The organism is uncultured Tateyamaria sp. (assembly GCF_947494755.1).
Classification (GTDB): Bacteria; Pseudomonadota; Alphaproteobacteria; order Rhodobacterales; family Rhodobacteraceae; genus Tateyamaria.
In genome coordinates this window covers 106,978-132,496 of sequence record NZ_CANLVZ010000003.1, presented here as the reverse complement: position 1 = coordinate 132,496, position 25,519 = coordinate 106,978, and the positions used below count along the sequence as shown (strand labels likewise).

Sequence of the window (25,519 nt, the reverse complement as noted above, 5' to 3'; positions counted from 1 at the left end):
TCAGCTCAGATATCGGCAGAGGCACACCATGATAGATTGGCAACGCGTCACGACATTGCGGGCAGAAATCGGGGAAGAAGATTTCGAAGAGGTCGTGCCATTGTTCATTGAGGAGGTTTCAGACATCACAGACGGGCTGTCTGGCGAGGTTGACCTGTCACAACTCGAGGCGAAACTGCATTGCATGAAAGGCAGCGCGATGAACTTGGGGTTTTCCGAATTTGCATCGCTGTGTCACCGCGGCGAAGCGATGGCAGCAGCCGGGAGCGCGGGGTCCGTCGATGTCGCGGAAATCCTGATCAGTTTTGAAGCCTCAAAAGCAGCGTTTCTGTCTGGCCTATCGCAAGGTGCGGCGGCCTAGATCACAAACTGCGCCAGCGTTTCATCGTTCGTGATGTCGGTATAGGTGAAGCCCTGCGCGTCCAATGCAGAGAAAAATCGGTCAAAGTTTTCAGGTCGTTTGGTCTCGATCCCGATCAAGACAGACCCGAAATTTCGGGCTGACTTTTTAAGATATTCAAAGCGCGCGATGTCATCGTCCGGTCCCAGAATATTCAAGAAATCCTTCAATGCGCCGGGGCGTTGCGGCATCCGCAGGATGAAATACTTCTTGATGCCTGCGTAGCGTTGCGCACGTTCCTTGACCTCGGGAAGCCGTTCAAAATCAAAGTTGCCGCCAGAGGCGATGCACACCACCGTCCTGCCTTTGATCTGGTCAGCAACGTTCGACAACGCCTCAATCGCCAAGGCACCAGCAGGCTCCAACACAACGCCTTCTACGTTCAACATATCGATGATGGTTTTGCAGATACGATCCTCTGCAATATCAACGATCTCCGCCGGATCGATGGAAGACAGGCGCGCGAATGTGCGATCGCCAATCTTGGCCACCGCGGCCCCATCCACAAATGTGTTGATCGGCGAGACATCGACAGGTTCGCCCGCTTTCACCGCATCCGCAAGCGACGTCGCACCCGAGGGTTCTACAAAGGTGTAGGCGATGCGATCACCAAAATAGCTGCGCGTCCCCGCAGATAACCCGCCCCCGCCGACAGGCAGGATGATCCGGTCCGGCAAACGGCCCAGTTGGGCCTCGATTTCAACCGCGACCGAGGCTTGGCCTTCAATCACATCCTCATCATCGAAGGGGGACAGAAACCGCGCGCCGACCTTCGCGCTGAACGCCTGAGCAGAGGCCAGCGTGTCGTCAAAATAATCGCCGGTCAGCCGTACTTCGACATGATCGCCGCCAAACATCTGCGTTTTCATGATTTTTTGCTGCGGCGTGGTCACAGGCATGAAAATTACGCCCCGCGCCCCAAAATGCTTGCACATATACGCGACACCCTGCGCATGATTGCCGGCACTCGCGCACACGAATGTGGCATCTCCTGCATCCACTTTGCGCATAGCATTGAACGCGCCTCGCAATTTGTAGGATCGCACCGGACTCAGGTCTTCGCGCTTGAGCCAGATATCAGCACCAAACCGCGCCGACAGCATGTCATTTCGCAGCAAGGGCGTCGGGGCAAACACCGCGCGCATGGCCCGTTCACCGGCCCGCGCCTCATCCTGAAAGCTCATCTTTTGCCCCTTCGCTGCAATCATATCGACCTAGCGGGCCGACCTTTGTGGGTCAATCTTGCCCCTTGCCTGCAAAACCGGTATCGCCAGCCAAACCTGACAGGAAAGACAAGACCGATGAGCGCACCCAAGAAAGTCGTCCTAGCCTATTCCGGCGGTCTGGACACGTCTATCATCCTCAAATGGCTGCAAACGGAATATGGCTGTGAGGTCGTGACCTTTACCGCCGATCTGGGTCAGGGCGAAGAGCTGGAACCGGCCCGCGCCAAGGCGGAACTGATGGGGGCGTCGTCGATCTACATCGAGGACGTGCGCGAGGAATTCGTGCGCGATTTCGTGTTCCCGATGTTTCGCGCCAACGCACTTTACGAGGGACTGTACCTGCTTGGTACCTCCATCGCACGCCCCTTGATCTCCAAACGGCTGGTCGAGATTGCAGCCATCGAGGGTGCCGATGCCGTGGCCCACGGTGCCACCGGCAAGGGTAACGATCAGGTGCGCTTTGAGTTGGCTGCCTATGCGTTGAATCCCGACATCAAAGTCATCGCGCCATGGCGGGAATGGGACCTGTCCAGTCGGACCAAGCTGATCGATTTTGCCGAAAAGAATCAGATCCCAATAGCCAAAGACAAACGCGGCGAGGCACCGTTTTCGGTGGATGCGAACCTGTTGCACACCTCATCCGAAGGCAAAGTGCTCGAAGACCCGGCTGTTGACGCGCCCGACTACGTCTATCAGCGCACCGTCGCGCCTGAGGATGCACCAAACGAGCCCGAATATATCGAAGTCGGCTTTGAAAAGGGCGACGCGGTGTCGATCAACGGCGAGGCGATGTCGCCTGCCACGATCCTCACCAAGCTGAACGAATTGGGTGGCAAGCACGGGATCGGTCGCCTTGATCTGGTCGAGGGGCGCTTTGTCGGTATGAAATCGCGCGGGATCTACGAAACACCCGGCGGCACGGTGTTGCTTGAGGCGCATCGCGGGATCGAACAGATCACGCTGGATCGCGGTGCAGCCCACCTCAAGGACGAGATGATGCCGCGCTATGCCGAACTGATCTATAACGGGTTCTGGTTCTCGCCCGAACGCGAAATGTTGCAATCCCTGATCGACAAAAGCCAGGAACATGTGACGGGCACCGTGCGCCTCAAACTCTACAAAGGGTTGGCGCGCACGGTTGGGCGTTGGTCCGATCACAGCCTCTATTCCGAAGCCCATGTGACCTTTGAGGATGATGCAGGGGCCTATGATCAGAAGGACGCCGCCGGGTTCATACAGTTGAACGCCCTTCGGCTGAAGCTGCTCGCGGCACGGGATCGTCGGCTGATGTGAAAAGCCGTGGGCAACTACTTGCCCACGACTACATTCAGGCTGCTTTCGACTCGTAAATCGGCGCAGTGTTTGTTGATTTTACGAGATTAATCGCGTGCTCGGCATCAGATTTGTTCACGTAACTTTCAGAAGAAACAGCGATCGTCTCATGATTGGCGGCTTTTAACTTCCACCGCCAGTAGCCTTGGTTGTCTTTGTATAGATAAAAGTACATATCTATATCCTTACAATTTCGGTGCGGGCCCGATGGGTTTACCGGGACCTGCAAGGACACCGCATCATGCTTGACGAATGTTCCGAAATCCATGAAGCTGGACTTGTCTTTATCGGACAAACTGTCGTCTGCGGCAGTCTTGGGGCACCGAGCCAACGGTGCCCCTTATTGATTCCAGAGGTTTGCGTATGAGTCGAGTCTTTCCTTAGTCTTGGGCACAAACAGTTGTAGGAGCTGGATTTTTTCCCGCAAAATATAGATAGATTAAGCTGATTATCGAATGCGAATCGCGGTCCAAGAACGGGCTTTACTCAAGTGAGTTTAAATTTGGCGAGCGCCTCGTAACTCGGCATCGCCGCATCAACGATCCGCGCATAGGCACTGTCCAGCGTTGGCAACGCCCCTTCGGCGCTGTCAAATCCGGTGGATCGGTGCACCGCACCATACCAGTGCCGCGCCCAAACACCGTCCGCGGCATGCCCCCCGGAAGGCCAACTCAGCATGTTTGGCGTCCAGGGAATATCCAAACGGGCGCAAAGTTTCTGCAACATCACAGGCGGATCAGCGCGGATGTCGCTGGAATCGATCACGATAGGGTCGGCCACGCTTTTGAACATCTCTGCCTGTTGGAGGAACCCCAAATCGCTCAGTTGAGGGGCTTCGCGTTTCTTGGCGTAGCTCGCAATCACGCGCGCAGGGTGACGGATCAAAAACACGTTTTTGACACGGCCCATCCAACTGTATGGCCAATCAGGCAGCATATGATGGGTCATGTGTTTTTGATAGAAAAGAGGCTCTGACACAGGGGCAATCAGCCTTTCCGCGACGACATCAGGGTCCGTCGGCTGGCTTGCAATCACCTCGTCCCCCAAGGGATGCACTGCGCCCGACTGCGCAAGGTAGGCTGCATAAAACGGCTCATCTACCACGCGGCAATCCCCGCGTGCGGCAAAGCTGTACATCATGGCGGTCGATAGATTTCGTGGCCCGGACCACATGGCGATACGTGTTGTCATGTCCGCCACGCTACGCACGGCTGAAACATTGGTAAACGCCAGATCACGCCTGCGCGACCTCGCTCTGCTTTGAATTGAGCCGCCGACCCGTTTCCGCCACACTTCCATGAAAGGAGACTTGCCATGACCACCATGCGTACACTCAAAACCTTTTCGCTTGGCCTTGCGATCACCGTCGGCCTGTTTGCTCAAGCCAAGAGCGGGCACGCGCAGCAACTTGAAACGCTGACCGTCGCAGGGGGCTGTTTTTGGTGCGTCGAGGCTGATTTCGAAAAGGTGAAAGGCGTCAAAGAGGCGGTTTCAGGTTTTGCCGGCGGCACGGTCAGCGACCCCACCTACAAGCAAGTCACCAAAGGCGGAACGGGCCATTTGGAGGCCGTGCAAATCACATTCGACCCCAATGTAGTTCAAGTTGAAACGCTGCTGGCGCTCTTCTTCCGCTCGGTTGATCCAACGGATGCAGGCGGTCAGTTCTGCGATCGCGGCCAAAGCTACAGCACCGCTGTTTTCGCGACACCCAGCCAGAAAGCGGCAGCAAATGCGGCCAAAGCCAATGCGCAGGCTGACTTGGGCAAGTCCGTCGTGACTCCGATACGGAACGCGGCGACGTTCTACCCCGCCGACAGCTACCATCAGGATTATTACAAGCAGACGGACATCATCCTGACGCGCTTCGGGCCCAAGTCGAAGGCAAACGCTTATAAAGCATATCGCAAAGCCTGCGGCCGCGACGCGCGTGTCAAAGAGCTGTGGGGCGCGGCCGCTCCGTTCGCTGGCAGCTAAGACAACCGCGCATCTTCGATATCTTTGAGGTCGGGGATAACATCCGCAGTCCCGTGACGCGTCACCATGATCGCGCCCGCCTGCGTGGCCAGCGTCAGCGCCTGCTGAATCGGCATGCCACGATCCAGACCAGCGACAAGATATCCTGTGAACGTGTCGCCTGCCCCGGTTGTGTCCACCGCCTCGACGGGGATGGCCGGAACATGCAGTTCGGACCCGGCCTGAACATCCAGCCAACGGCACCCATCCGCGCCGAGCGTCACAACGATATTGCCTACGCCCAGGTGATCGAGGGGCTTTCCCACAGCCTCTTGCAGCTGATCGGCCTCAATCTCGTTCAGAACAAGCAGATCCGTGAACGGTAACACATCTGACACAGCGTCCGTATCAAATGGGGCAGCGGCATACATGACCCTCAGCCCCAGTTGCCGCGCCGTCTGAGCCGCCAGTTTTTGACCGTTCGTTTCGTTCTGCATCACCAGAAAATCCCCGGCAGCCGCAGCGGACAATGCGCTGTTGATCGCATCCTCAGAAATCATCCGATTGGTGCCGGGATAGAGGATGATCTGGTTCTCGCCCTGATCATCAACCGAGATATTGGCGTGCCCGGTCGCCGCAGTGGCGATGCGGTCGATGCGGCGGGTGTCGACGCCGTACTCCATCAACCGATCCACCGTCCAACCACCGTCACCACCGACTGCACCAATATGACTCACCCTCGCAGCAGCACGTGCGATGGCCACTGACATATTCGCCCCCTTGCCGCCCAGTCCTTGGCTATGGTCCGACGCGCTTAGCGTCTCGCCCGGCGCCGGAAAGTGCGGCACGCGATACACGTTGTCGATGTTGATTGAGCCGAGATTCCAGACCGCCATCAGCCAACCTTGCAGGCCGCAAGTACAGCCATGTTCAGGATATCGTTTGCGGTCGACCCGGTGGAGCAGATCTGGATAGAGCCATCGACGCCAGCAAGGATCGGCCCGATCACCGTCGCGCTTCCCATCTCTTGCATCAGCTTGACGGAAATGCTGGCCGAATGACGGGCAGGTACGACAAGAATGTTAGCTGGTCCCGTCAGCCGCGAAAACGGATAGGCCGCTTGCGCATGCGCATTCAGCGCGACATCGACCGTCATCTCGCCTTCGTATTCGAACTCCACCCCACGCTGGTCGAGGACCTTGGGCGCTTGCAGCATCTTTTCGGCCCGTTCGGAGACAGGGTATCCAAAGGTGGAAAAGCTTACAAAAGCCACGCGCGGCTCAAGACCCATGTTGCGGGCAACCATCGCGGCCTGTTCAGCGATATCGGCCAGGTTCTCTTCGTCAGGCCATTCGTGCACCAGCGTGTCGGCGATGAACACGATCCGCCCCTTATGGATGAGAGCAGTAATGCCCGATGCCTTGCTATCCGCATCGGCATCATACACGTGGTTTATACGATCAAGGATATGGGCCGATTTGCGGGTTGCGCCTGTGACAAGCCCATCGCCATGCCCATGCGCTAGCATCAAAGCTGAAAACACATGACGGTCCCGCGCGGCAAGGCGGTGAATGTCCTGATGATCAAAACCGCGACGTTGCAGGCGGTCATAAAGATGGGTCTTATAAGTGTCTAAGTGGGTGGTATTGGCCGCGTTGACCACATCCAGCTCTCGCACGGCATCAGCCAAACCAGCCTCTTCAAGCTTGTTTTTGACGTCATCTGCACGCCCCACAACCAATGCTTTGCCAAAGCCTGCGCGTTGATACATCACGGCGGCACGCAACACGCGCGGATCGTCCCCTTCGGCAAAGATCATGCGGGCCTGTGCGGCGCGGGCGCGCGCGTTGATCCCCGTCAGAATGCTGGCCGTCGGGTCCATCCGCGATTTCAAGCTCAACTCATACGCATCCATATCAATGATGGGGCGACGGGCGGCACCGGTGTCCATGCCAGCCCGCGCCACAGCAGGTGGAATGCGGTGGATCAGGCGCGGATCAAATGGGGTGGGGATGATGTAGTCGCGCCCAAAACTCAGCGCCTTCCCGTAAGCCAGCGCAACCTCGTCGGGCACATCCTCGCGCGCGAGGTCGGCAAGGGCCTGTGCGCAGGCGATCTTCATCTCGTCATTGATAGCGCGGGCATGAATGTCGAGGGCACCACGGAACAGATAGGGAAATCCCAACACGTTGTTGACCTGGTTGGGGTAATCGCTGCGGCCTGTGGCAACGATTGCATCCATCCGCACCTCGCGGGCCTCTTCGGGCGTAATTTCAGGGTCAGGGTTCGCCATTGCAAAGATGACCGGATTGTCCGCCATGCTTTCGACCATTGCGGGGGTCACGGCCCCTTTAACAGACACGCCCAGAAAGACATCCGCGCCCTTCATCGCCTCATCGAGGCTGCGCAACTCTGTCTTGATGGCGTGAGCTGATTTCCACTGGTTCATGCCTTCGGTGCGGCCTTGATAGATCACGCCTTTGGTGTCGCACACGACGCAATTGTCATGCCGGGCACCCATCGATTTCAGCAACTCGATACACGCAATCCCCGCCGCACCGGCACCATTGAGAACGATTTTGACGTCTTCGATCTTCTTGCCGGAAATATGGAGCGCATTGATCAGCCCCGCGGCACAAATCACAGCTGTTCCATGCTGGTCATCATGGAACACCGGGATGTCCATTTCCTCTTTGAGGCGTTGTTCGATGATAAAACACTCGGGTGCTTTGATGTCCTCAAGGTTAATCCCGCCAAAGGTGGGACCCATCAGCTTCACCGCCTGGCAGAATGCATCGGGGTCCTCGGTGTCGAGCTCAATGTCGATGGAATTGACGTCAGCAAAGCGTTTGAACAGTACCGCCTTACCCTCCATCACAGGCTTCGATCCAAGCGCGCCCAGATTGCCAAGGCCCAAAACCGCCGTCCCGTTCGAGATCACCGCGACCAGATTGCCCTTGTTGGTATAGTCATAGGCAAGCTCAGGATTTTCCGCGATGGCTTCGCAGGGCACCGCGACACCCGGTGAATAGGCAAGGCTAAGGTCGCGCTGCGTGGTCATCGGCACCGTCGCTGCGATTTCGAACTTGCCGGGCGTCGGCTCCATATGGAACGCCAGCGCCTCTTCGGCTGTGACCTTGTTCTTGCTCATGTGCGGATGTCCTCCCTCGCGTCTATGTGTCTTAGACCAGCAGGTGGCGTGCCTCAATCGACTTTGGCTTTCGCTCCGCGTCGCCTGTTTGTAAGGTCGCGCGGCAAGACCGGGGGGTGCGCCATGTCCGTTACGCCAATGATGGCGCAATATCTCGAAATCAAGGCTGATCATGCGGGCGCATTGCTGTTCTACCGCATGGGCGATTTCTACGAGATGTTCTTTGACGATGCGGTCGCCGCATCGGAAGCGTTGGATATTGCGCTCACCAAACGCGGCAAACATGACGGGGTGGATATTCCCATGTGTGGTGTCCCCGTACATGCGGCTGAGGGATATTTTCTCACGCTTATCCGCAAGGGGTTTCGCGTTGCCGTCTGCGAGCAATTGGAAAGTCCGGCAGAAGCGAAAAAGCGGGGCTACAAATCAGTGGTCAAACGCGGCGTGGTCCGGTTGGTCACACCCGGTACGTTGACCGAAGACAGCCTACTGGAGGCGCGCAAGCATAACTTCCTGGCTGCCTACGCCGATGTGCGTGGGTCAGGGGCATTGGCTTGGGTGGATATTTCAACCGGTGCTTTCCACGTGATGAACGTGGACTTAACCTTGTTAGGCCCTGAATTGGCACGCCTTGTCCCCTCAGAACTGATCGTTTCCGAAAGTATGGAAAGCGAGTTGCGCGAGATCACAGATGATTTCGGGATCGCGCTGACATCGCTTGGACGCGCCGCATTTGACAGCAGCGCCGGCAGCGCACGGGTGTGCAGCACGTTCAAGGTATCGACTTTGGACGCCTTCGGGACGTTCAGTCGGGCCGAGATTGGCGCAATGAGCGCGCTTATCGAGTATCTCGAGGTGACGCAAAAAGGGAAACTGCCTCTCCTCCGCCCTCCCCAACAAGAGATACAGGCCAAGACGGTACAGATTGATGCAGCCACGCGGCGCAATCTGGAATTGACATCCGCCCTGTCGGGTGGGCGATCAGGGTCCTTGCTGGAGGTGCTTGATCACACAGTCACTTCTGCCGGTGCCCGTCTTCTAGAGCGGCGCATTTCGTCACCTTCGCGCGTATTAGAGACAATTTTAGATCGGAACACCGCTGTCGAGTATGGCGTTTCTGACGGTGCGTTTACCGAAAGCGTTCGAAGCGTACTGTGCCAAGTTCCAGACATAGATCGCGCGATATCGCGTCTGTCGTTGGATCGCGGCGGCCCGCGCGACCTTGCTGCATTGCGCAATGGATTGAAATGCGCAGTGCAATTGGCCGGTGCTGCACCCTCCGATCTACCGCCCTCGCTTCAACACGCCTATGACGACCTGGTGGGTCACGATGACCTTGTTGAACGACTTGATAACGACCTGATAGCCGACCCGCCGATACTGGCAAGGGACGGTGGCTTTATCGCGGCCGGATGCGATCCCGATCTGGATGAGGCCCGCACGTTGCGCGACGAAGGACGGTCCGTCATTGCTCAGCTTCAGCAGGGATATGTTCAAAGCTCCGGTGTTCAGTCGCTCAAGATCAAACACAACAATGTCTTGGGCTATTTCATCGAGGTGACGGCTACCCACGCCGACAAGATGCTGTCGTCACCCCTGAGCGAAACGTTCATCCACCGACAAACCACAGCAAACCAGGTCCGTTTCACAACGGTCGAGCTGTCAGAGCTCGAAACGCGCATCTTGAATGCGGGATCGCGGGCGCTCGAAATCGAAAAGCGGCTCTATGAGGGGCTAAGGACACTGGTTCTGGAAAATGCTGCCCAAATCGGACAAACGGCGCGGGCCTTGGCGGAGATTGATTTGGCGACCGCCCTCGCCCACCTCGCAGTCAAAGAAGACTGGTGCAAGCCCGTTCTGGATACGTCACGCGCCTTCGAGATTGTCGGAGGTCGCCATCCAGTCGTCGAACGGGCGCTGCACAATCAGAACGGCGCGCCCTTCATAGCCAATGATTGCAACCTCAGCGCGGATCAGGAAGCTGCAGTCTGGCTGCTCACGGGCCCAAACATGGCAGGTAAATCAACCTTCCTGCGACAAAACGCTTTGGTCGCAATTCTTGCGCAGATGGGCAGCTATGTGCCTGCCACATCGGCACATATCGGCCTTGTCAGTCAGATATTCAGCCGCGTGGGCGCATCTGATGATTTGGCACGTGGGCGATCCACCTTCATGGTCGAAATGGTCGAAACCGCGGCCATTCTGAACCAGGCCGATGACCGCGCCTTGGTGATCCTGGATGAAATCGGCCGCGGGACTGCAACCTATGACGGGCTGTCCATCGCCTGGGCCACGCTCGAACACCTGCACGACGTCAACAAATCACGCGCCCTGTTCGCCACGCATTACCACGAGATGACAGCCCTCGCGACGAAGCTCGACGGGGTCGAAAATGCAACCGTCGCCGTCAAGGAGTGGGAAGGCGAGGTTGTGTTTCTGCACGAGGTGCGGCGCGGTGCGGCGGATCGGTCCTACGGTGTGCAGGTGGCGCAGCTCGCGGGGTTGCCGCCTGCCGTGATTTCGCGGGCGCGGGTTGTTTTAGACGCGCTCGAGTCCGGTGAGCGTGAAGGCGGCGCAACACAAAAGACACTGATCGATGATTTACCGCTGTTTTCGGCGACTGCTGCGGCACCCATCAGCAAACCCGAACCGTCACCCTTGATCGAAATGATGGAAGACATCCACCCAGACGAGCTTAGCGCGCGCGAGGCGCTCAATCTGATCTACAAACTGAAAGACGCGGCCAAGACCTGACTGCGTCTTCAATGCTTCAGAAGTACTCGAAAAAGGCGGTCAGACTGCTGGTGTCGAGGACACACCGACCTGCGCGGGTCGCAGCAGACGGTCATGCAGCATGAACCCTTCAGCAGCCACCTGAATGATATCGCCGGCCTTGGTGCCGGGCACCGGGGCTTCGAACATCGCTTGATGGTTCTGGGGATCAAACCGATCGCCGACTTCAGGGGCAATCACCTCGATCCCGTGTTTTTTGAAGACGTTCAGCAATTCGCGCATGGTCAACTCAACACCTTCCAAAAGCGGGCCTGACACATCACGCTGTTCATCTGTCGCCGCTTCAAGCGCACGTTTCATATTGTCGTAGACGGGCAGCATATCGCGGGCAAGTTTCGAGCCGCCATAATTCTCGGCCTCGCGACGGTCCTTGTCAGATCGTTTGCGCGCGTTTTCGGCATCGGCCAAGGCGCGCATAAAGCGGTCCCGCAACTCATCGCGTTCGGCGCGCAGCTGGTCCAACTCCAGCTCTTCCTCACCAATTTCCGCCATATCGTCGGCGTACTCTTCGTCCTCGGCGATCTCGATATCGTCTAGAAAATCATCATTCTTTGGCTCAGCCATAGTTCACCTTTCACTGCGGTCCGTCAGCATACGCCCGACCAGCTGGGCTGTGTAATCCACGATCGGAACGATGCGGCCGTAATTGAGCCGCGTGGGTCCAATGACCCCAATCGCACCGATAATCTTTCGATCCGCGTTCATATATGGGGAAACCACCAAAGAGGAACCCGAAAGTGAGAAAAGTTTGTTCTCTGAACCAATAAAAATGCGTACACCATCGCCGTCTTGGGTCAGGTCCAGAAATTCTGCGATATCGCGCTTGCGTTCTAGGTCGTCAAACAGGGATCGGATGCGTTCCAGATCACCGGCTTCGGCCGACTCACTCAGCAGGTTTGAACGGCCGCGCACGATCAACCGCTCGGGGGTGTCGCCATCGCCCTGCCATGTGGCCAGCCCGCTTTCGACCAGTGCGCGCGACAGTGCGTCGATCTCCTGACGTCGGGCCGCGATCTCTCGCTCAACGATTTTATGGACCTCACTCAGGGTGTGGCCTTCGATGATCGCATTCAAAAAATTCGCCGCTTCGCGCATCGAGGACGGCGTCTGCCCGCGCGGCGGCTGGAACAGGCGGTTTTCGACATGGCCATCCGCAAACACCAAAACGACGAGGGCTTGCTCTGGGCCAACGGGCACAAAATCCAGGTGCTTGATCGGGGCCTCGTGTTTGGGGGTCAATACCAACGAGGCACCATGAGTGACACCAGACAAGGCAGACCCAACGCGATCCAGCAGGCCCCCGACGTCGCGTTCGCTCGACCCCAAGGTCGCGTCAATCTTTTCCCGATCCGAATCGTCGGGCACCCCCACCTCCAGCAGGCCGTCCACAAACATCCGCAGACCCAACTGTGTTGGCACACGCCCTGCGCTGACGTGCGGGCTGCCGAGCAACCCCATGAATTCGAGGTCCTGCATCACGTTGCGAATTGTCGCGGCACTCACGCTTTCACTAAAGTCACGGGTGAGCGTGCGGGACCCTACCGGATCGCCATTTTCAAGATACCCCTCGACGACGCGCCGAAACACCTCGCGCGAGCGGGCGTTCATTTCGTCCAGAAGGTTCTGTGTATCAGTCATCCTTGGTATTAAATGCCTCGAAAAACAAAGGTCAATCGGGGTTGCCACTGGACCCGGCACAGCGTTATCCCGACAGAGTAGCAAAAAGGACATATCATGCGCCCCTCTGGACGAGAGTTAAGCGAAATGCGGGCTGTTTCAATTGAAACAGGGTTCACCAAGCACGCCGAGGGGTCCGCCCTGATCAAAATGGGGGACACGCATGTGTTGTGCACAGCGACGATTGAAGATCGGGTCCCGCCGTTCATCAAAGGCTCCGGTTTGGGCTGGGTCACTGCTGAATACGGGATGTTGCCCCGCGCGACGAACACACGGATGCGCCGCGAAGCGGCATCAGGCAAACAGGGCGGGCGGACAGTCGAAATTCAACGCTTGATCGGCCGCGCCTTGCGGGCTGGCGTTGACCGCGTGGCCTTGGGCGAACGCCAGATCACCGTAGATTGCGACGTGTTGCAAGCCGATGGTGGGACGCGCTGCGCGTCCATCACCGGGGGCTGGGTCGCGTTGCGTTTGGCCGTGGATAAGCTGATGAAAGCAGGCGACGTGATCAGCAACCCGCTGATCTCTCCGGTCGCGGCAGTCAGTTGTGGGATCTATGCTGGGCAACCCGTGCTCGACCTCGATTATCCCGAGGACAGCGAAGCCGGCGTAGACGGTAATTTCATCATGATGGGTGACGGCCAGCTGATCGAAATCCAGATGAGTGCCGAGGGTTCGACCTTTTCCCGTGACCAGATGAACCAGTTGATGGATTTAGCGGAAAAAGGTGTGGCCGAATTGGGTGCTGCGCAGTTGGAGGCGGTCAAGTGACACGCCGGTTTGATGGCAACCGCATCCTTGTCGCGACCCATAATGCAGGCAAGCTCGAAGAGATGGAGCAGCTTTTTGCCCCTCGCGGCGTTGAAGTTGTCGGGGCCAAAGAGATGCAATTGCCCGAACCGGAAGAGACTGAAACCACATTCATCGGCAACGCGCGGATCAAAGCGTATGCAGCGACGCAAGCCACGGGCCTTCCTGCATTGGCCGACGATTCCGGGATTCAGATTGACGGACTCAATGGCGCGCCCGGTGTTTACACCGCTGACTGGGCCGAAGCTCCGAATGGCCGCGATTTCATGCTGGCCATGACCCGCGCATATAATGAGCTTGTGGCATGCAATGCGCCGCAACCATGGACGGCTCGGTTCTGCTCAACCTTGGTATTGGCATGGCCGGACGGACATGACGAAGTGTTCGCCGGCACTGTTGATGGGTCACTGGTCTGGCCTGTGCGCGGCAAACTGGGTCATGGGTATGATCCGATGTTCGTGCCTGTTGGGCATGACCGCACATTTGCCGAAATGTCCGCAGACGAAAAAAACGCGATCAGCCATCGTGCCGACAGCTTCAGCAAACTGATTGCTGGCTGTTTTGGCTGAGGATTGGGAAGCGGGCGGCTTTGGACTATACGTTCACTGGCCGTTTTGCACAGCCAAATGCCCCTATTGCGACTTTAACAGCCACGTCACACGCTCTGTCGATCACGACGCGTGGCGCAGCGCGCTGGTTAGTGAAGTCGAAAGCGTGGGCCAAAACACCAACGGCCGCGTTTTGCGGTCTATTTTCTTTGGTGGCGGCACACCCAGCCTGATGGCACCTGCGACTGTCGATGCAATCGTTCAGGCTGCACACCGCACATGGCCAGTCGCAAACGATCTCGAAATCACCCTCGAAGCAAACCCCACGTCCGTCGAGGCATCCAAATTCGCGGATTTCCGTGCTGCGGGCGTGAACCGGGTTTCTATGGGCATTCAAGCGTTGAACGATGCAGACCTGAAGGCACTTGGCCGAATGCACACGGCGGACGAGGCGCTCAAGGCCTTCGATATTGCCCGGTCAGAGTTTCAACGCGTCAGCTTTGATCTGATGTATGGGCGGCAAAAGCAGTCTCTAACAGACTGGGAATCGGAGTTGCGGCGCGCGCTTAGTCTCGGGCTCGACCACGTGTCACTTTATCAACTGACGGTTGAGGCAGGGACGGCATTCGGGGATCGCTATGCCGCCGGGGGATTGCGTGGATTGCCCGACGACGACCTTTCTGCCGATATGTATGCCGTCACCCAAAACATCTGCGCCGAATTCGACATGCCGCGCTACGAGGTGTCCAATCACGCTAAAGATGGCGCAGAGTCGCGGCACAATCTCATCTATTGGCGGTACGGCGACTATGCGGGGATTGGTCCGGGTGCGCATGGCCGACTGACCACGAACGGCCAACGCATCGCAACCGAACAGCAACGCATGCCGGCAAAGTGGTTGACCGGGGCTGATAGACAATCCAACGAAATGCTGTCGCGCAATGATCAAGCCGTCGAGTTTTTGATGATGGGGCTGCGGTTGACCGAAGGTGTGGATCTGCCCCGTTACGAGGCTTTGGCCGGGCAACCCTTGCCAGAGGACAAAGTGAACGAGCTCGTTGGAATGGGGCTCATCGACAATACAGAAACCAGAATAGCCGTTACCGATCAAGGGCTTACGCTTTTAAACGGCGTCCTTCGGACCTTGCTGGCAGACTAGCCCGCACTCAATCGACGACAAAGCTCGTCAAGCTGATCCAAAGTGTCATATTGCAACGTAAGCTTACCTGCCTCTCCGTCTGGCTTGTGCGATAGCGTCACTTTCACACCAGTCGCCGCCGAAAGATCATTTTCCAAGGCGCGAGTGTCCGCATCCTTCTCGGGCTTGGAGAACTTTTTGCCTCCAGTAAAAATGTTCTGACTGTCATCCGCAGCAGACTTCTTGACCAAGGCTTCCGTGGCGCGCACCGACAGTCCGCCGGAAATCACCTTCTTCGCCAGCCCCTCTGGATCATCAGATGTAATAAGCGCCCGCGCGTGCCCCGCACTCAGCGAACCATCGACGACATAGGACTGAACGCTGCTTGGAAGCTGGAGCAAGCGTAGCAGGTTCGCAATGTGACTGCGGCTCTTGCCAAGGGCTTCCGCCATCTTCTCCTGCGTATGCCCAAAACGATCCATCAACTGCTTGTACCCGGCCGCCTCTTCGACCGGGTTCAGGTCTGCGCGCTGGATGTTTTCGATGATGGCAACTTCGAGCACTTCCGCGTCGGTGAAGTCGCGCACGACGACGGGCAGCTGATGCAACTGTGCCTGTTGCGCCGCGCGCCAACGACGTTCACCCGCAACAATCTCAAACTGATCACCAACTTTGCGAACGATCAGGGGCTGAAGAACACCCTTTTCCTTGATCGACGCAATCAGGTTATTCAGATCTTCGGCGTTGAAGCGTTTTCGCGGCTGATCTGGGTTTGGCCGGATTTTTTCAATGGGCACGAATTGATCTGTGCCACGGGCCTCAGTTTGCTGCGTTTCTGCCTCGTTCACGTCCGCCATCAACGCCGACAGACCGCGGCCAAGACCGCGCTTCTTATCTTTGCTTGCCATACCTAAGCCCCTGTTTTCACTTTATTTCCAACCAATTCCTTAGCCAACGCGCGGTATGCCACCGCTCCCTTTGATGTCGTATCATATGTCAAGACAGGCATAGCGAAAGACGGCGCTTCGCTGACCCGTACATTCCGTGGTATACGTGTCTTGAAGACAAGATCGCCCAGGTTGTCGCGCGCGTCCTGCTCAACCTGCTGAGACAGGTTGTTACGCGCATCGTGCATCGTCAACACCACACCCTCGATCCTCAGCGACGGATTTCCGGTTTGACGGACCTCGCGAATGGTCAGCATCAATTGTGACAAACCCTCGAGCGCAAAAAACTCACTTTGCAGCGGGACAAGCACCGAATGCGACGCAATCATTGCATTTACGGTCAAAAGGTTCAGCGACGGCGGACAGTCGATCAGGATGTAGTCAAACCCAAACTGATCCATATCCACCTGACGCAAAGCGTCGTGGAGCAAGAAGCTGCGCTTTTCGTTCGAAATGAGCTCAATATCCGCCGAGCTCAGATCGACAGTCGCAGGTACGATCATTAGGCCCTCAATATCAGTGGCCAAAATCACCTCTTTCAGGCTGATTTCTTCAAGCAACAGCTCATATGTCGTGAATTCACGATCCTCGACATCAATACCAAGCCCGGTGGAGGCATTGCCTTGTGGATCAAGGTCAACAACCAGCACACGCGCACCAATTTCAGCCAAAGCTGCGGCCAAATTGATCGTCGTCGTCGTCTTACCAACGCCACCCTTTTGATTCACTACTGAGATAATCTTGGGACCAAGCGGTCGTGTGGGGTCAGACACGTTCGATATCCCTTATCGTCAAAATGGCGGCCTCTGGGTTGGTATTACTCGGCTTAGCGTCATATGAAAACCGCCAGTTCGTCGACGCGGCCTCAATTTCTTCGCGCCACCTTGCCCCTTTCATAAACACACAAACACCATCCGATGCGAGGTGGGGCGTGGAAAGAGACAGCAGACTATCAAGATCAGCAAGGGCACGAGCGGATACGGTGTCGGCGGACTGTTCAGCGACACGTTCGACCCGGTCTGCAATGACCGTAAATCCCAGATCAAGTTCCCGTGCGCAGGTCCGAAGAAAGGTCGCCTTGCGGTGATCGCTTTCTACCATTGTCATGGCGATGTCATCGTTTTGCTCTTTGGCTAAAATCGCAACAACAACTCCTGGCAAGCCACCCCCGCTGCCAATGTCGAGCCATTTGCCCTCGGCGGGATAGTGAGTTTGCGCGGAATCCCATATATGCCGATCCTCAACCTCGGACCGGGTGGATTTCGCAATCAAGTTGATGTTCCCTGTCCACTTCAGCAGCAGCGCTGCATAAGCCTCGAGCCGATCCAGTGTTTCACGTGAAACATCGTGGGCGAACCAGTCTGGTTTCCTCATGAGGCGCGGCGCTTTTCCAGGTATCGAATACGACCCAAGATCAACGCCAACCCAGCAGGCGTCATGCCATCAATCCGCGATGCTTGGCCAAGATCTGATGGGCGGACGCGGTGGAGCTTACCGGTCAATTCGGCGGACAGACCGGTCACAGCGCCGTAGTCAAAGTCCTGCGGTATCGCATGTGTTTCGTCCCGGCGCAGCTTCTCAACGTCCTTTTGCTGGCGGTCTATGTAGTTGGAATACAATGCATCTTTTGAAACCTGTTCCTGCGTCGCCTCATCAATATCCACCAGAGATGGCAAAAGCTGCGCAATATCCGCAAAGGCGACATCGGGAAAGGCAAGCAGCTGAAACAGTGTTCGCTTTTTTCCATCCTGGTTTATGCGAATTCCAGCAGCGGCAATCTCTTTCGGTGTAAAGCTTTGCCCATCGAGAACGGCGCGCGCGTCGGCTATACGGTCCATCTTGTTACCGAACGCCTCAGCACGCGGTGTTTCTACACAGCCGATATCGATGCCGACAGGGGTAAGGCGTTGATCCGCATTGTCGGCGCGGAGCGACAGTCTAAACTCAGCGCGTGATGTAAACATACGATATGGCTCGGTCACCCCGCGCGTCGTCAGATCGTCGATCATAACGCCAATATAGCTTTGATCACGTCGGAACTGTACGGGCTCGAGATCAGTCGCCGCCCTCGCCGCGTTCAGACCCGCAACCAAACCCTGCGCCGCCGCCTCCTCATATCCTGTTGTCCCGTTGATTTGCCCCGCAAAGTAAAGGCCTGACACGTTTCGGACCGACAAATCAGCGTCCAGCGCACGCGGATCGATATAGTCATATTCAATTGCATATCCTGGTTGCACAATCTTGGCTGCCTCCAGTCCGACAATCGAGTGAACATACTGCTCTTGCACATCCACAGGCAGCGACGTCGATATCCCGTTGGGGTAAATCGTGTGGTCATTTAGCCCCTCGGGTTCCAAAAAGATCTGATGGGACTCTTTATCTGCAAATCGTACGACTTTATCCTCGATAGACGGACAATACCGAGGACCAACACCGTCAATGTGTCCACCATACATTGCGGATCGATCCAAGTTTTCCCGAATGATATCATGGGTTTGCTCGTTCGTATGTGTGATGCCGCAGGTAATCTGCCGCTGTGGCGCTTTGGTCGACAGAAATGAAAATAGCGTAGGGTCTTCATCACCCTCTTGTTGTTCCAGAATGTCCCAATTGATCGTGCGACCATCCAATCGGGGCGGTGTTCCTGTTTTCAATCGGCCAAGCGGCAAGCCAAAGCCATCGATACGATCAGCGAGCCGTGTCGAGGCATCGTCCCCCATGCGCCCCCCGGCATATGACATGTCACCAATGTGGATCAGACCCCGCAGGAACGTTCCTGTTGTCAAAACAACTGCACGCGCAACGATGCTGGAAGCGTCTTGCAGCACTACGCCTGACACACGATCACCAGTCATAGCAAAATCAACCACCTCGCCTTCAATGACTGTCAGATTCCGCGTATTCTCCATGATATCCAGCATCGTTGCGCGATAAATCTGCCGATCTGATTGTGCACGAGGCCCCTGTACCGCTGGACCTTTTCGACGATTTAACAGACGAAACTGGATGCCGGCAGCATCGGCAACGCGGCCCATCACGCCATCCATCGCGTCAATCTCTCGCACGAGGTGGCCCTTTCCGAGTCCCCCAATCGCGGGATTACACGACATAACCCCAATACCAGAGCGCTTCATCGTCACCAAAGCGGTCTTGGCACCCATGCGTGCCGCAGAATGCGCCGCTTCACAACCCGCATGCCCTCCACCGATGACCAAGACGTCAAATTGTTTCACGTGAAACACTCCGCTATTTTCCCAGGCAAAAACTTGAAAATATCTCGTCCAGCAAGCTTTCGACATCCACGCGCCCAACAATCGCTTCTAGCGACCGGATCGCGATTCGAATTTCTTCTGCGGCAATATCATAATGGGATGATCCCGCACCAACAAACCGCTCTGCTTGATCAAGCAAGGTCACGGCTTCCACCATTGCAGCCCGGTGCCGTTCATGCGTGGCCAATCCGGCACCTTGGGCCATGGCCGAAAGACGCTGTGTGACTTCCAAAACCAATCCACGCACGCCATAGCCAGTCAAGCCTGACACCGCGTTCATCTTATCGGCCCGTTCGTCCGCTTTCGGAGCAACAACAATATCGTGTTCTTCGGGCTGCACCGGCAAATCATTAACGTCGTCCGTTAAGAACACCCTCAGATCAGCAGCCTCAGCCCGTTGCAACGCACGTGAAATGCCTTCCGCTTCGATCTCATCCTCTCCATCGCGCAGGCCGGCCGTATCCAGCAGAGTTACCGCAAGACCGCCCAAATCCATTCGCACCTCGATCACATCTCGGGTCGTTCCGGCGCGGGCTGACGTGATTGCCGCATCACGCTTTGCCAGGGCGTTCAACAAGGTCGACTTCCCAACGTTGGGTGCGCCAACAATAGCGACTTCAAACCCAGCGCGGATGCGTTCTGCCGCGGAAAACCCTGACAGCTCAGCAGCGACATCGGCTTTGACCTGTCCAAGCAGCGATTGGACTTCCGGCGTGACGTCAGCAGGAACATCTTCATCCGCGAAATCGATTGTAACTTCGATAAGCGCCGCAGCGCGTATCAAATCACTACGCCATGCTTCGATTTTCTTTCCAAACGCACCCGACACTGTGCGCAAAGCCTGTTGTCGTTGCGCTTCTGTTTCGGCCTCGATCAGATCACCCAGACCTTCGACTTGTGCGAGGTCCATCTTGTCGTTTTCCAAGGCGCGTCTGGTGAATTCTCCGGGTTCAGCGATCCGCGCGTCACCTGATGCCAAGAGCCGCAAAACGGCTGAGACCACGGCGATGCTGCCATGCAGGTGCAGCTCAACCACGTCTTCACCAGTGAAACTGGCAGGGCCTTGGAACGTCAGCACGAGAGCTTGGTCAACTGGCTCTCCCTCAGCGTCCGACAACATTCGAACGGCAGCCTGGCGCGGAGACGGCAACGTACCCGCGAGTTTCGATGCGCAGGCAAAGGCCGACGGACCAGATATCCGGACGACAGAAACGCCCGCGCGCCCATGCGCTGATGCCAAGGCAAAAATCGTGTCCATCTTACAGGCCTTCGCGGCTGCGTCAGGTATTCATGGAATCGAAGAAATCGCTGTTTGTTTTGGTCTGTTTCAGCTTCGAAATCAGGAATTCGATCGCATCCGTGGTGCCCATTGGGTTCAAGATACGACGAAGGACAAATGTCTTCGTGAGATCCACCTTGTCGACCAATAGTTCTTCTTTCCGAGTGCCTGACTTGAGAATGTCCATCGCAGGGAAAACACGCTTGTCTGCAATCTTGCGATCCAGAACAATCTCCGAGTTGCCCGTCCCTTTGAACTCTTCGAAGATAACTTCGTCCATGCGGCTGCCTGTATCGATCAGCGCAGTGGCGATGATCGTGAGCGATCCCCCTTCTTCGATGTTACGCGCAGCGCCAAAAAAACGCTTGGGCCGCTGCAAAGCGTTCGCATCCACACCACCAGTCAGAACCTTACCTGACGATGGTACCACAGTGTTGAACGCTCTACCAAGTCTTGTGACTGAATCCAAAAGGATCACAACATCTCGCTTGTGCTCCACAAGGCGCTTGGCCTTTTCGATCACCATTTCCGAAACAGCAACGTGCCGTGTCGCAGGCTCGTCAAAGGTCGAGCTGACAACTTCGCCTTTGACCGAGCGCTGCATGTCCGTGACCTCTTCCGGCCGCTCGTCGATCAGCAGAACGATCAGGTAGCACTCTGGGTGGTTCTTTTCGATGCTGGCCGCGATGTTTTGCAACAAAACCGTCTTACCGGTCCGCGGCGGCGCCACGATCAATGACCGCTGGCCTTTTCCGATAGGTGCAACAAGGTCGATGATCCGGGCCGAGCGGTCTTTGGTGGTCGGATCGTCTGTCTCCATTGTCAGGCGTTCGTCCGGGTACAGCGGCGTCAGGTTATCAAACGCGATCTTGTGGCGCGCTTTCTCGGGCTCTTCAAAGTTGATCCGGGTCGCACTGGTCAGGGCAAAGTAGCGCTCTGTGTCTTCGGGCGCTTTGATCAGGCCATCGATGGTGTCCCCCGTGCGCAGCGCGTATTGGCGGATCATCTCGGGCGAGACATAGATATCATCAGGACCTGGAAGGTAGTTCGCTTCGGGTGAACGCAGAAAGCCGAAACCGTCTTGCAGCACTTCGAGAACACCGTCGCCGTAAACCTCCCATCCTTCATCCGCGCGTTCACGCAGGATCTGGAACATCATCTCGCCTTTACGCATCGTCGATGCGTTTTCGATTTCCAGCTCTTCGGCCATGGCGAGCAGGTTCTTGGGGGATTGCGCCTTGAGGTCAGCAAGGGCGAGAACGTCGGTTGTCATATGAATACTCGTAGGGCGCACGAAAACGAGCGCCTCAGGTCCAATCAGGGAAAATAGCTGTCGCGGACCCCGGACGGGGTGCGCCTCAGCAGATAGGGGCTGTGAGGCCACGAGTCAACGCGTTAGAACTTCACGACCACCGACAGCACGATCAACACCATCAAAAGTGTCGGTACCTCGTTCATCATCCGATACTCGCGCCCAGTCTTAATCGCGCCACCAGCCGCAAAGATCTTTCGCTGCTTTGCAAGCCAGCCGTGAAACCCGCTCATCGCCAGGATCCCGACCAACTTGGTCCAAGGCCAGACCGCACCCCAATCAATGACCCCTGGGATGAGCGACAGACAAATACCGAATATCCATGTCGCGATCATGGCTGGGTTCATGATGACCTGGAGCAGTTTGTACTCCATGGTCTGGAACAACGCATGCGCCTCGCCTGTCAGCCCTACCTGCTCAGCGTGATAGACATACAGGCGAGGCAGATAGAACAACGCCGCCATCCATGCGATCACTGACATGATATGAAGTGCTTTGATCCAAGGATAAAGCCCAACCAGTATATCACTCATCGCATGGTCCTCACTCTGCCCGCCCTACCTATAAATAAATAAAAGAAAGTAAAAAGGATGATGATTCTGTAGAGCAGAGATTTTCTGTGGATTATTGGGTTACACTTGGGGTTTTCCACGGTGTTGATAGTTTACCAGTCCTGATCCAGAATTTGGTAAAAAGGAAAATAATACATATAAATCAAATAACTAAATAAGGTCTCGACAGTGACCCCTTTGATATCCTTGTGGATGAATTTGTATAGTCAAGGTTACGCACAGCCACATACTTGTTCTTTCCCCGAGCGGATAAAACTGTCAAAACCGACCCGAGCCATGCGGGTGTTCCACATGCTCTGCCACCAATGTGTTTTCCCACCATAGTACCCGTCCCATCCTACACGGTCTGCACACAGGGTTACCCACATGCACACACCTCTCATTCTCGCATCCGGGTCGGCCATCAGGGCGGATATGTTGCGCAATGCAGGCGTGTCCTTTGATGTTCAGACCGCCCGGATTGACGAGGCGATGATCAAAGACGCGCTTGTCGCCGAGGGTGCACCGCCCCGTGACGTGGCTGATACATTGGCTGAGGCCAAGGCCCGCAAGGTCGCTGATAAGAACCCGGACGCGATGGTCATTGGTTGCGATCAGGTGCTGTCATTTCGCGGTGCGTTGCTTTCTAAACCGACATCCCCTGATGATGCCGCAATCCAGTTGCGCATGATGCGGAGTGAGCGTCACGCTTTGTTATCCGCGGCCGTCATCTACCACGAAGGCAAACCGATCTGGCGTCACATCGGGCAGGTTCGTTTGCGGATGCGCGATGTGTCCGATACGTATCTTGACGATTATATTGCGCGGAATTGGGATGACATTCGCCACTGTGTTGGCGCATATCAACTTGAGGCCGAGGGGGTTCGCCTGTTTCACAGCATTGAAGGGGACTATTTTCATGTCCTTGGAATGCCGCTGTTGGAACTTCTGGCATTCCTCGCGCTTCGCGGGGTGATTGACGGATAGTGGTGACGACATGACGGGTAAAATTCCATTGGCGGGGGTCATTGGCTCTCCGATCTCTCATTCTAAATCCCCTCAGCTGCATCGCCACTGGCTCCGGACATACGGGCTGGCCGGCGACTACATTCCGATGGATGTGGCGGCTGCGGACTTGGAACAGGTCCTGCGCACACTGCCCAAAGCGGGGTTCGTCGGGGTGAACATCACCATCCCGCACAAAGAGGCTGTGTTGGAGCTGGCAGATTTGGTCACAGATCGCGCCACGCTGATCGGTGCCGCAAACACGCTGATCTTCCGCAAAGACGGTCAGATTCATGCGGACAACACCGACGGGTATGGCTTTCTGGAAAACCTCAAATCAGGTGCTCCAAATTGGCGACCTGCTGCTGGTCCTGCGACAGTTCTTGGGGCGGGTGGTGCTGCGCGTGCGGTTGTGGCGTCTCTTTTGGATGCGGGTGTGCCCGAAATCCTGATCTCGAACCGGACACGTGTGCGTGCTGAAAAGCTGGCGGATGACTTTGGCAACCGGGTGACGGTGATCGATTGGGTGCAAGCGGGCAATATCCTGGAAGAATCCGCATTGGTGGTGAATACGACCTCGCTCGGCATGCTGGGCAAACAGGCGATGCGGGTGCCGCTGGACGGCTTGCAGCCCGGGTCAGTAGTGACCGATCTGGTTTATGCGCCCTTGCGGACCGACTTGCTGGTCGCGGCGGAAAACGCCGGGTGTGTGACCGTCGATGGGTTGGGTATGTTGCTGCACCAGGCCGTCCCCGCATTTGAACGCTGGTTTGGTCAACGTCCCGAAGTTGACAGCGCCACGCGCGCCGCTGCTCTCAGATGACGTTCACGCTGGGTCTGACAGGCTCAATCGGGATGGGCAAATCCACGACTGCTGCGATGTTTGCCGACGCAGGGTGCGCGGTATGGGATGCGGATGCGGCGGTGCATCGTCTTTATCGTCGTGGCGGTGCAGCGGTTGCCGCCATGCGCGAGCACTTCCCAGATGCGGTACGGGATGGTGAGGTGTCGCGTGAAGCCTTGCGCGCGATCATTTCGGATGACCCAACAGCATTGAAGCGGATCGAGTCCATTGTGCATCCTCTTGTGGCGCAGGATCGGGCCAAGTTCCTGCAAGAGGCCTCAGCGGACATTGTCGTTTTTGACATCCCCCTGCTTTTCGAAACGGGCGGGGACGCCAACGTGGATGCGACGGCTGTGGTACACGTATCCGCCGATGTGCAAGAGGGCCGGGTGATGGCACGTGGCACCATGACACGCGATCAGTTTCTCGCAATCAAGGCCAAACAAATGCCCTCAGACGACAAAGTGGCCCGCGCGGATTACGTCATCGAAACGGACACCGTTGAATCCGCCCGCGCGCAGGTTCATCATGTCGTTGATCAGATAAGAAATGGGATGCGACATGCGTGAGATCGTCCTCGATACAGAAACCACAGGCTTTGACCCATCCACCGGCGATCGCATTGTCGAGATCGGTGCGATCGAGTTGATCCGCCATGTGCGTACAGATCAGGAATTTCACGTCTATATCGACCCCGAGCGGTCTATGCCCCAAGAGGCTTTTGAGGTGCATGGCCTGGGCGACGACTTTCTGCGGGGCAAACCGAAATTTGCGGCCGTCGGACAGGACTTTTTGGATTTCATCGGGGATTCCAAGCTGGTGATCCACAACGCCGCCTTCGACATGAAGTTTCTGAATGCTGAGCTGAAATGGATGGGCCTGCCCGAAATTCCATATGATCGGGCTATCGATACCCTCGAAATCGCACGGCGTCGTTTCCCCGGCTCGCCTGCATCACTTGATGCGCTGTGTCGTCGCTTTGGCATCGACAACAGTTCACGGACTTTGCACGGGGCCTTGCTTGACAGTGAAATTCTCGCCGAAGTCTATCTGGAACTTATCGGGGGGCGTCAGCCGGATTTTGCTCTGTCAGCCGAGAGCACCAAACAAACAAGCGCCGGGGATCGCGGACATTGGTCGCCGCTCCCGCGCCCAAACGCTCTGGGTGCGCGGATCACCGAGAAAGAGCGTACCGCGCATGCAGCTTTTGTGGAAAAGCTAGGCGACAACACATTGTGGTAGAAACGAAAAACGCCCAGCCTGATCAGGACCGGGCGTTTT

The 25,519-nt window shown here is 56.6% G+C and carries 25 protein-coding genes; 11 read left to right on the top strand and 14 right to left on the bottom strand.

Annotation, left to right across the window (positions count from 1 at the left end):
* The first annotated feature begins 28 nt into the window (after positions 1-28).
* Positions 29-361, top strand: coding sequence for an Hpt domain-containing protein (locus Q0908_RS05055; protein ID WP_299281525.1), 333 nt, complete (start codon positions 29-31; stop codon positions 359-361).
* Here Q0908_RS05055 and ilvA read toward each other — a convergent pair.
* Entirely contained in the window at positions 358-1,584 is a 1,227-nt protein-coding gene (gene ilvA / locus Q0908_RS05050; protein ID WP_299281523.1) for a threonine ammonia-lyase IlvA, read from the bottom strand. The genes Q0908_RS05055 and ilvA overlap by 4 nt on opposite strands.
* A 117-nt stretch (positions 1,585-1,701) precedes the next feature.
* On the opposite strand from ilvA, the gene Q0908_RS05045 reads away from it, so the two are divergent.
* Positions 1,702-2,919 (top strand): argininosuccinate synthase, encoded by a 1,218-nt coding sequence (locus tag Q0908_RS05045; RefSeq protein WP_299281521.1) that lies wholly within the window; start codon positions 1,702-1,704, stop codon positions 2,917-2,919.
* Positions 2,920-2,953: 34 nt separating this feature from the next.
* Here Q0908_RS05045 and Q0908_RS05040 read toward each other — a convergent pair whose 3' ends face one another.
* Together Q0908_RS05040 and Q0908_RS05035 are read right to left on the bottom strand one after the other, a co-directional pair.
* Complete coding sequence (locus Q0908_RS05040) at positions 2,954-3,133, bottom strand: DUF1508 domain-containing protein (RefSeq protein ID WP_299281519.1); 180 nt, start codon at positions 3,131-3,133, stop codon at positions 2,954-2,956.
* 311 nt (positions 3,134-3,444) lie between these two features.
* The gene (locus Q0908_RS05035; RefSeq protein ID WP_299281517.1) at positions 3,445-4,149 is read right to left on the bottom strand and encodes an HAD family hydrolase; all 705 of its coding nucleotides are present in this window, start codon (positions 4,147-4,149) and stop codon (positions 3,445-3,447) included.
* A gap of 123 nt (positions 4,150-4,272) precedes the next feature.
* On the opposite strand from Q0908_RS05035, the gene msrA reads away from it, so the two are divergent.
* On the top strand, positions 4,273-4,932 hold the full coding sequence (gene msrA, locus Q0908_RS05030; RefSeq protein ID WP_299281515.1) for a peptide-methionine (S)-S-oxide reductase MsrA: 660 nt from the start codon (positions 4,273-4,275) through the stop codon (positions 4,930-4,932).
* Here msrA and Q0908_RS05025 read toward each other — a convergent pair.
* Positions 4,929-5,807 (bottom strand): ribokinase, encoded by an 879-nt coding sequence (locus Q0908_RS05025; RefSeq protein WP_299281513.1) that lies wholly within the window; start codon positions 5,805-5,807, stop codon positions 4,929-4,931. The genes msrA and Q0908_RS05025 overlap by 4 nt on opposite strands.
* Positions 5,807-8,062 (bottom strand): NADP-dependent malic enzyme, encoded by a 2,256-nt coding sequence (locus Q0908_RS05020; RefSeq protein WP_299281511.1) that lies wholly within the window; start codon positions 8,060-8,062, stop codon positions 5,807-5,809. The genes Q0908_RS05025 and Q0908_RS05020 overlap by 1 nt, the downstream gene beginning before the upstream one ends.
* 123 nt (positions 8,063-8,185) lie before the next feature.
* Here Q0908_RS05020 and mutS point away from each other — a divergent pair, with 123 nt between their 5' ends.
* A complete protein-coding gene (mutS, locus tag Q0908_RS05015; RefSeq protein ID WP_299281509.1) occupies positions 8,186-10,816 on the top strand; it encodes a DNA mismatch repair protein MutS in 2,631 nt (876 codons plus the stop codon).
* 39 nt (positions 10,817-10,855) lie between these two features.
* Here the strand turns inward: mutS and Q0908_RS05010 are convergent, their stop codons facing one another.
* Both Q0908_RS05010 and hrcA read right to left on the bottom strand, forming a co-directional pair.
* Positions 10,856-11,419, bottom strand: a complete 564-nt coding sequence (locus Q0908_RS05010; RefSeq protein WP_299281507.1) for a nucleotide exchange factor GrpE — start codon at positions 11,417-11,419, stop codon at positions 10,856-10,858.
* Positions 11,420-11,422: 3 nt separating this feature from the next.
* A complete protein-coding gene (hrcA, locus tag Q0908_RS05005) occupies positions 11,423-12,493 on the bottom strand; it encodes a heat-inducible transcriptional repressor HrcA (protein ID WP_299281506.1) in 1,071 nt (356 codons plus the stop codon).
* Positions 12,494-12,589: 96 nt separating this feature from the next.
* Between hrcA and rph the strand changes: the two genes are divergently transcribed.
* From rph to hemW, 3 genes are read left to right on the top strand one after another with little or no spacing between them, the layout of a single operon-like run.
* The gene (rph, locus tag Q0908_RS05000; RefSeq protein WP_299281505.1) at positions 12,590-13,303 is read left to right on the top strand and encodes a ribonuclease PH; all 714 of its coding nucleotides are present in this window, start codon (positions 12,590-12,592) and stop codon (positions 13,301-13,303) included.
* Positions 13,300-13,911, top strand: a complete 612-nt coding sequence (gene rdgB / locus Q0908_RS04995; RefSeq protein WP_299281504.1) for an RdgB/HAM1 family non-canonical purine NTP pyrophosphatase — start codon at positions 13,300-13,302, stop codon at positions 13,909-13,911. The genes rph and rdgB overlap by 4 nt, the downstream gene beginning before the upstream one ends.
* Entirely contained in the window at positions 13,904-15,049 is a 1,146-nt protein-coding gene (hemW, locus tag Q0908_RS04990; RefSeq protein ID WP_299281502.1) for a radical SAM family heme chaperone HemW, read from the top strand. Before rdgB ends, hemW begins: the two co-directional genes overlap by 8 nt.
* Here hemW and Q0908_RS04985 read toward each other — a convergent pair.
* From Q0908_RS04985 to Q0908_RS04955, 7 genes are all read right to left on the bottom strand, one after another.
* On the bottom strand, positions 15,046-15,936 hold the full coding sequence (locus Q0908_RS04985) for a ParB/RepB/Spo0J family partition protein (RefSeq protein WP_299281500.1): 891 nt from the start codon (positions 15,934-15,936) through the stop codon (positions 15,046-15,048). The two genes, hemW and Q0908_RS04985, sit on opposite strands and share 4 nt — an antisense overlap.
* A gap of 2 nt (positions 15,937-15,938) precedes the next feature.
* Positions 15,939-16,748: an AAA family ATPase gene (locus tag Q0908_RS04980; protein WP_299281498.1), complete on the bottom strand. Its 810-nt coding sequence runs from the start codon at positions 16,746-16,748 to the stop codon at positions 15,939-15,941.
* A complete protein-coding gene (rsmG, locus tag Q0908_RS04975) occupies positions 16,741-17,349 on the bottom strand; it encodes a 16S rRNA (guanine(527)-N(7))-methyltransferase RsmG (RefSeq protein ID WP_299281496.1) in 609 nt (202 codons plus the stop codon). The genes Q0908_RS04980 and rsmG overlap by 8 nt, the downstream gene beginning before the upstream one ends.
* Positions 17,346-19,217 carry a tRNA uridine-5-carboxymethylaminomethyl(34) synthesis enzyme MnmG gene (mnmG, locus tag Q0908_RS04970; protein WP_299281839.1) on the bottom strand — a complete coding sequence of 624 codons (1,872 nt, stop codon included), beginning with the start codon at positions 19,215-19,217 and terminating at the stop codon, positions 17,346-17,348. Before mnmG ends, rsmG begins: the two co-directional genes overlap by 4 nt.
* Before the next feature lie 4 nt (positions 19,218-19,221).
* Positions 19,222-20,505, bottom strand: coding sequence for a tRNA uridine-5-carboxymethylaminomethyl(34) synthesis GTPase MnmE (gene mnmE / locus Q0908_RS04965; protein ID WP_299281494.1), 1,284 nt, complete (start codon positions 20,503-20,505; stop codon positions 19,222-19,224).
* Between the two features lie 22 nt (positions 20,506-20,527).
* Positions 20,528-21,799, bottom strand: a complete 1,272-nt coding sequence (gene rho / locus Q0908_RS04960) for a transcription termination factor Rho (protein WP_299281493.1) — start codon at positions 21,797-21,799, stop codon at positions 20,528-20,530.
* 122 nt (positions 21,800-21,921) lie between these two features.
* Positions 21,922-22,371 (bottom strand): CopD family protein, encoded by a 450-nt coding sequence (locus Q0908_RS04955; RefSeq protein WP_299281491.1) that lies wholly within the window; start codon positions 22,369-22,371, stop codon positions 21,922-21,924.
* Between the two features lie 405 nt (positions 22,372-22,776).
* Between Q0908_RS04955 and Q0908_RS04950 the strand changes: the two genes are divergently transcribed.
* The 4 genes from Q0908_RS04950 to dnaQ are packed head-to-tail and all read left to right on the top strand — an operon-like array spanning position 22,777 to position 25,480.
* Positions 22,777-23,376 carry a Maf family nucleotide pyrophosphatase gene (locus tag Q0908_RS04950; protein ID WP_299281489.1) on the top strand — a complete coding sequence of 200 codons (600 nt, stop codon included), beginning with the start codon at positions 22,777-22,779 and terminating at the stop codon, positions 23,374-23,376.
* 10 nt (positions 23,377-23,386) lie between these two features.
* On the top strand, positions 23,387-24,217 hold the full coding sequence (locus Q0908_RS04945) for a shikimate dehydrogenase (protein WP_299281487.1): 831 nt from the start codon (positions 23,387-23,389) through the stop codon (positions 24,215-24,217).
* Positions 24,214-24,807, top strand: coding sequence for a dephospho-CoA kinase (coaE, locus tag Q0908_RS04940; RefSeq protein ID WP_299281486.1), 594 nt, complete (start codon positions 24,214-24,216; stop codon positions 24,805-24,807). Before Q0908_RS04945 ends, coaE begins: the two co-directional genes overlap by 4 nt.
* Positions 24,800-25,480, top strand: coding sequence for a DNA polymerase III subunit epsilon (gene dnaQ, locus Q0908_RS04935; RefSeq protein ID WP_299281485.1), 681 nt, complete (start codon positions 24,800-24,802; stop codon positions 25,478-25,480). Before coaE ends, dnaQ begins: the two co-directional genes overlap by 8 nt.
* Positions 25,481-25,519 lie beyond the last annotated feature (39 nt).

Bases quoted from the DNA above. Each gene is read 5' to 3' on its own strand.
- rsmG (WP_299281496.1), bottom strand. From the start codon at position 17,349: ATGAGGAAACCAGACTGGTTCGCCCACGATGTTTCACGTGAAACACTG.
- rph (WP_299281505.1), top strand. From the start codon at position 12,590: ATGCGCCCCTCTGGACGAGAGTTAAGCGAAATGCGGGCTGTTTCAATT.
- dnaQ (WP_299281485.1), top strand. From the start codon at position 24,800: ATGCGTGAGATCGTCCTCGATACAGAAACCACAGGCTTTGACCCATCC.
- Q0908_RS04955 (WP_299281491.1), bottom strand. From the start codon at position 22,371: ATGAGTGATATACTGGTTGGGCTTTATCCTTGGATCAAAGCACTTCAT.
- mnmE (WP_299281494.1), bottom strand. From the start codon at position 20,505: ATGGACACGATTTTTGCCTTGGCATCAGCGCATGGGCGCGCGGGCGTT.
- hrcA (WP_299281506.1), bottom strand. From the start codon at position 12,493: ATGACTGATACACAGAACCTTCTGGACGAAATGAACGCCCGCTCGCGC.
- Q0908_RS05020 (WP_299281511.1), bottom strand. From the start codon at position 8,062: ATGAGCAAGAACAAGGTCACAGCCGAAGAGGCGCTGGCGTTCCATATG.
- Q0908_RS04950 (WP_299281489.1), top strand. From the start codon at position 22,777: ATGCACACACCTCTCATTCTCGCATCCGGGTCGGCCATCAGGGCGGAT.
- rho (WP_299281493.1), bottom strand. From the start codon at position 21,799: ATGACAACCGACGTTCTCGCCCTTGCTGACCTCAAGGCGCAATCCCCC.
- Q0908_RS05040 (WP_299281519.1), bottom strand. From the start codon at position 3,133: ATGTACTTTTATCTATACAAAGACAACCAAGGCTACTGGCGGTGGAAG.
- Q0908_RS04985 (WP_299281500.1), bottom strand. From the start codon at position 15,936: ATGGCAAGCAAAGATAAGAAGCGCGGTCTTGGCCGCGGTCTGTCGGCG.
- Q0908_RS04945 (WP_299281487.1), top strand. From the start codon at position 23,387: ATGACGGGTAAAATTCCATTGGCGGGGGTCATTGGCTCTCCGATCTCT.
- Q0908_RS05045 (WP_299281521.1), top strand. From the start codon at position 1,702: ATGAGCGCACCCAAGAAAGTCGTCCTAGCCTATTCCGGCGGTCTGGAC.
- mutS (WP_299281509.1), top strand. From the start codon at position 8,186: ATGTCCGTTACGCCAATGATGGCGCAATATCTCGAAATCAAGGCTGAT.
- Q0908_RS05035 (WP_299281517.1), bottom strand. From the start codon at position 4,149: ATGACAACACGTATCGCCATGTGGTCCGGGCCACGAAATCTATCGACC.
- coaE (WP_299281486.1), top strand. From the start codon at position 24,214: ATGACGTTCACGCTGGGTCTGACAGGCTCAATCGGGATGGGCAAATCC.
- Q0908_RS05010 (WP_299281507.1), bottom strand. From the start codon at position 11,419: ATGGCTGAGCCAAAGAATGATGATTTTCTAGACGATATCGAGATCGCC.
- ilvA (WP_299281523.1), bottom strand. From the start codon at position 1,584: ATGAGCTTTCAGGATGAGGCGCGGGCCGGTGAACGGGCCATGCGCGCG.
- msrA (WP_299281515.1), top strand. From the start codon at position 4,273: ATGACCACCATGCGTACACTCAAAACCTTTTCGCTTGGCCTTGCGATC.
- Q0908_RS05055 (WP_299281525.1), top strand. From the start codon at position 29: ATGATAGATTGGCAACGCGTCACGACATTGCGGGCAGAAATCGGGGAA.
- Q0908_RS05025 (WP_299281513.1), bottom strand. From the start codon at position 5,807: ATGGCGGTCTGGAATCTCGGCTCAATCAACATCGACAACGTGTATCGC.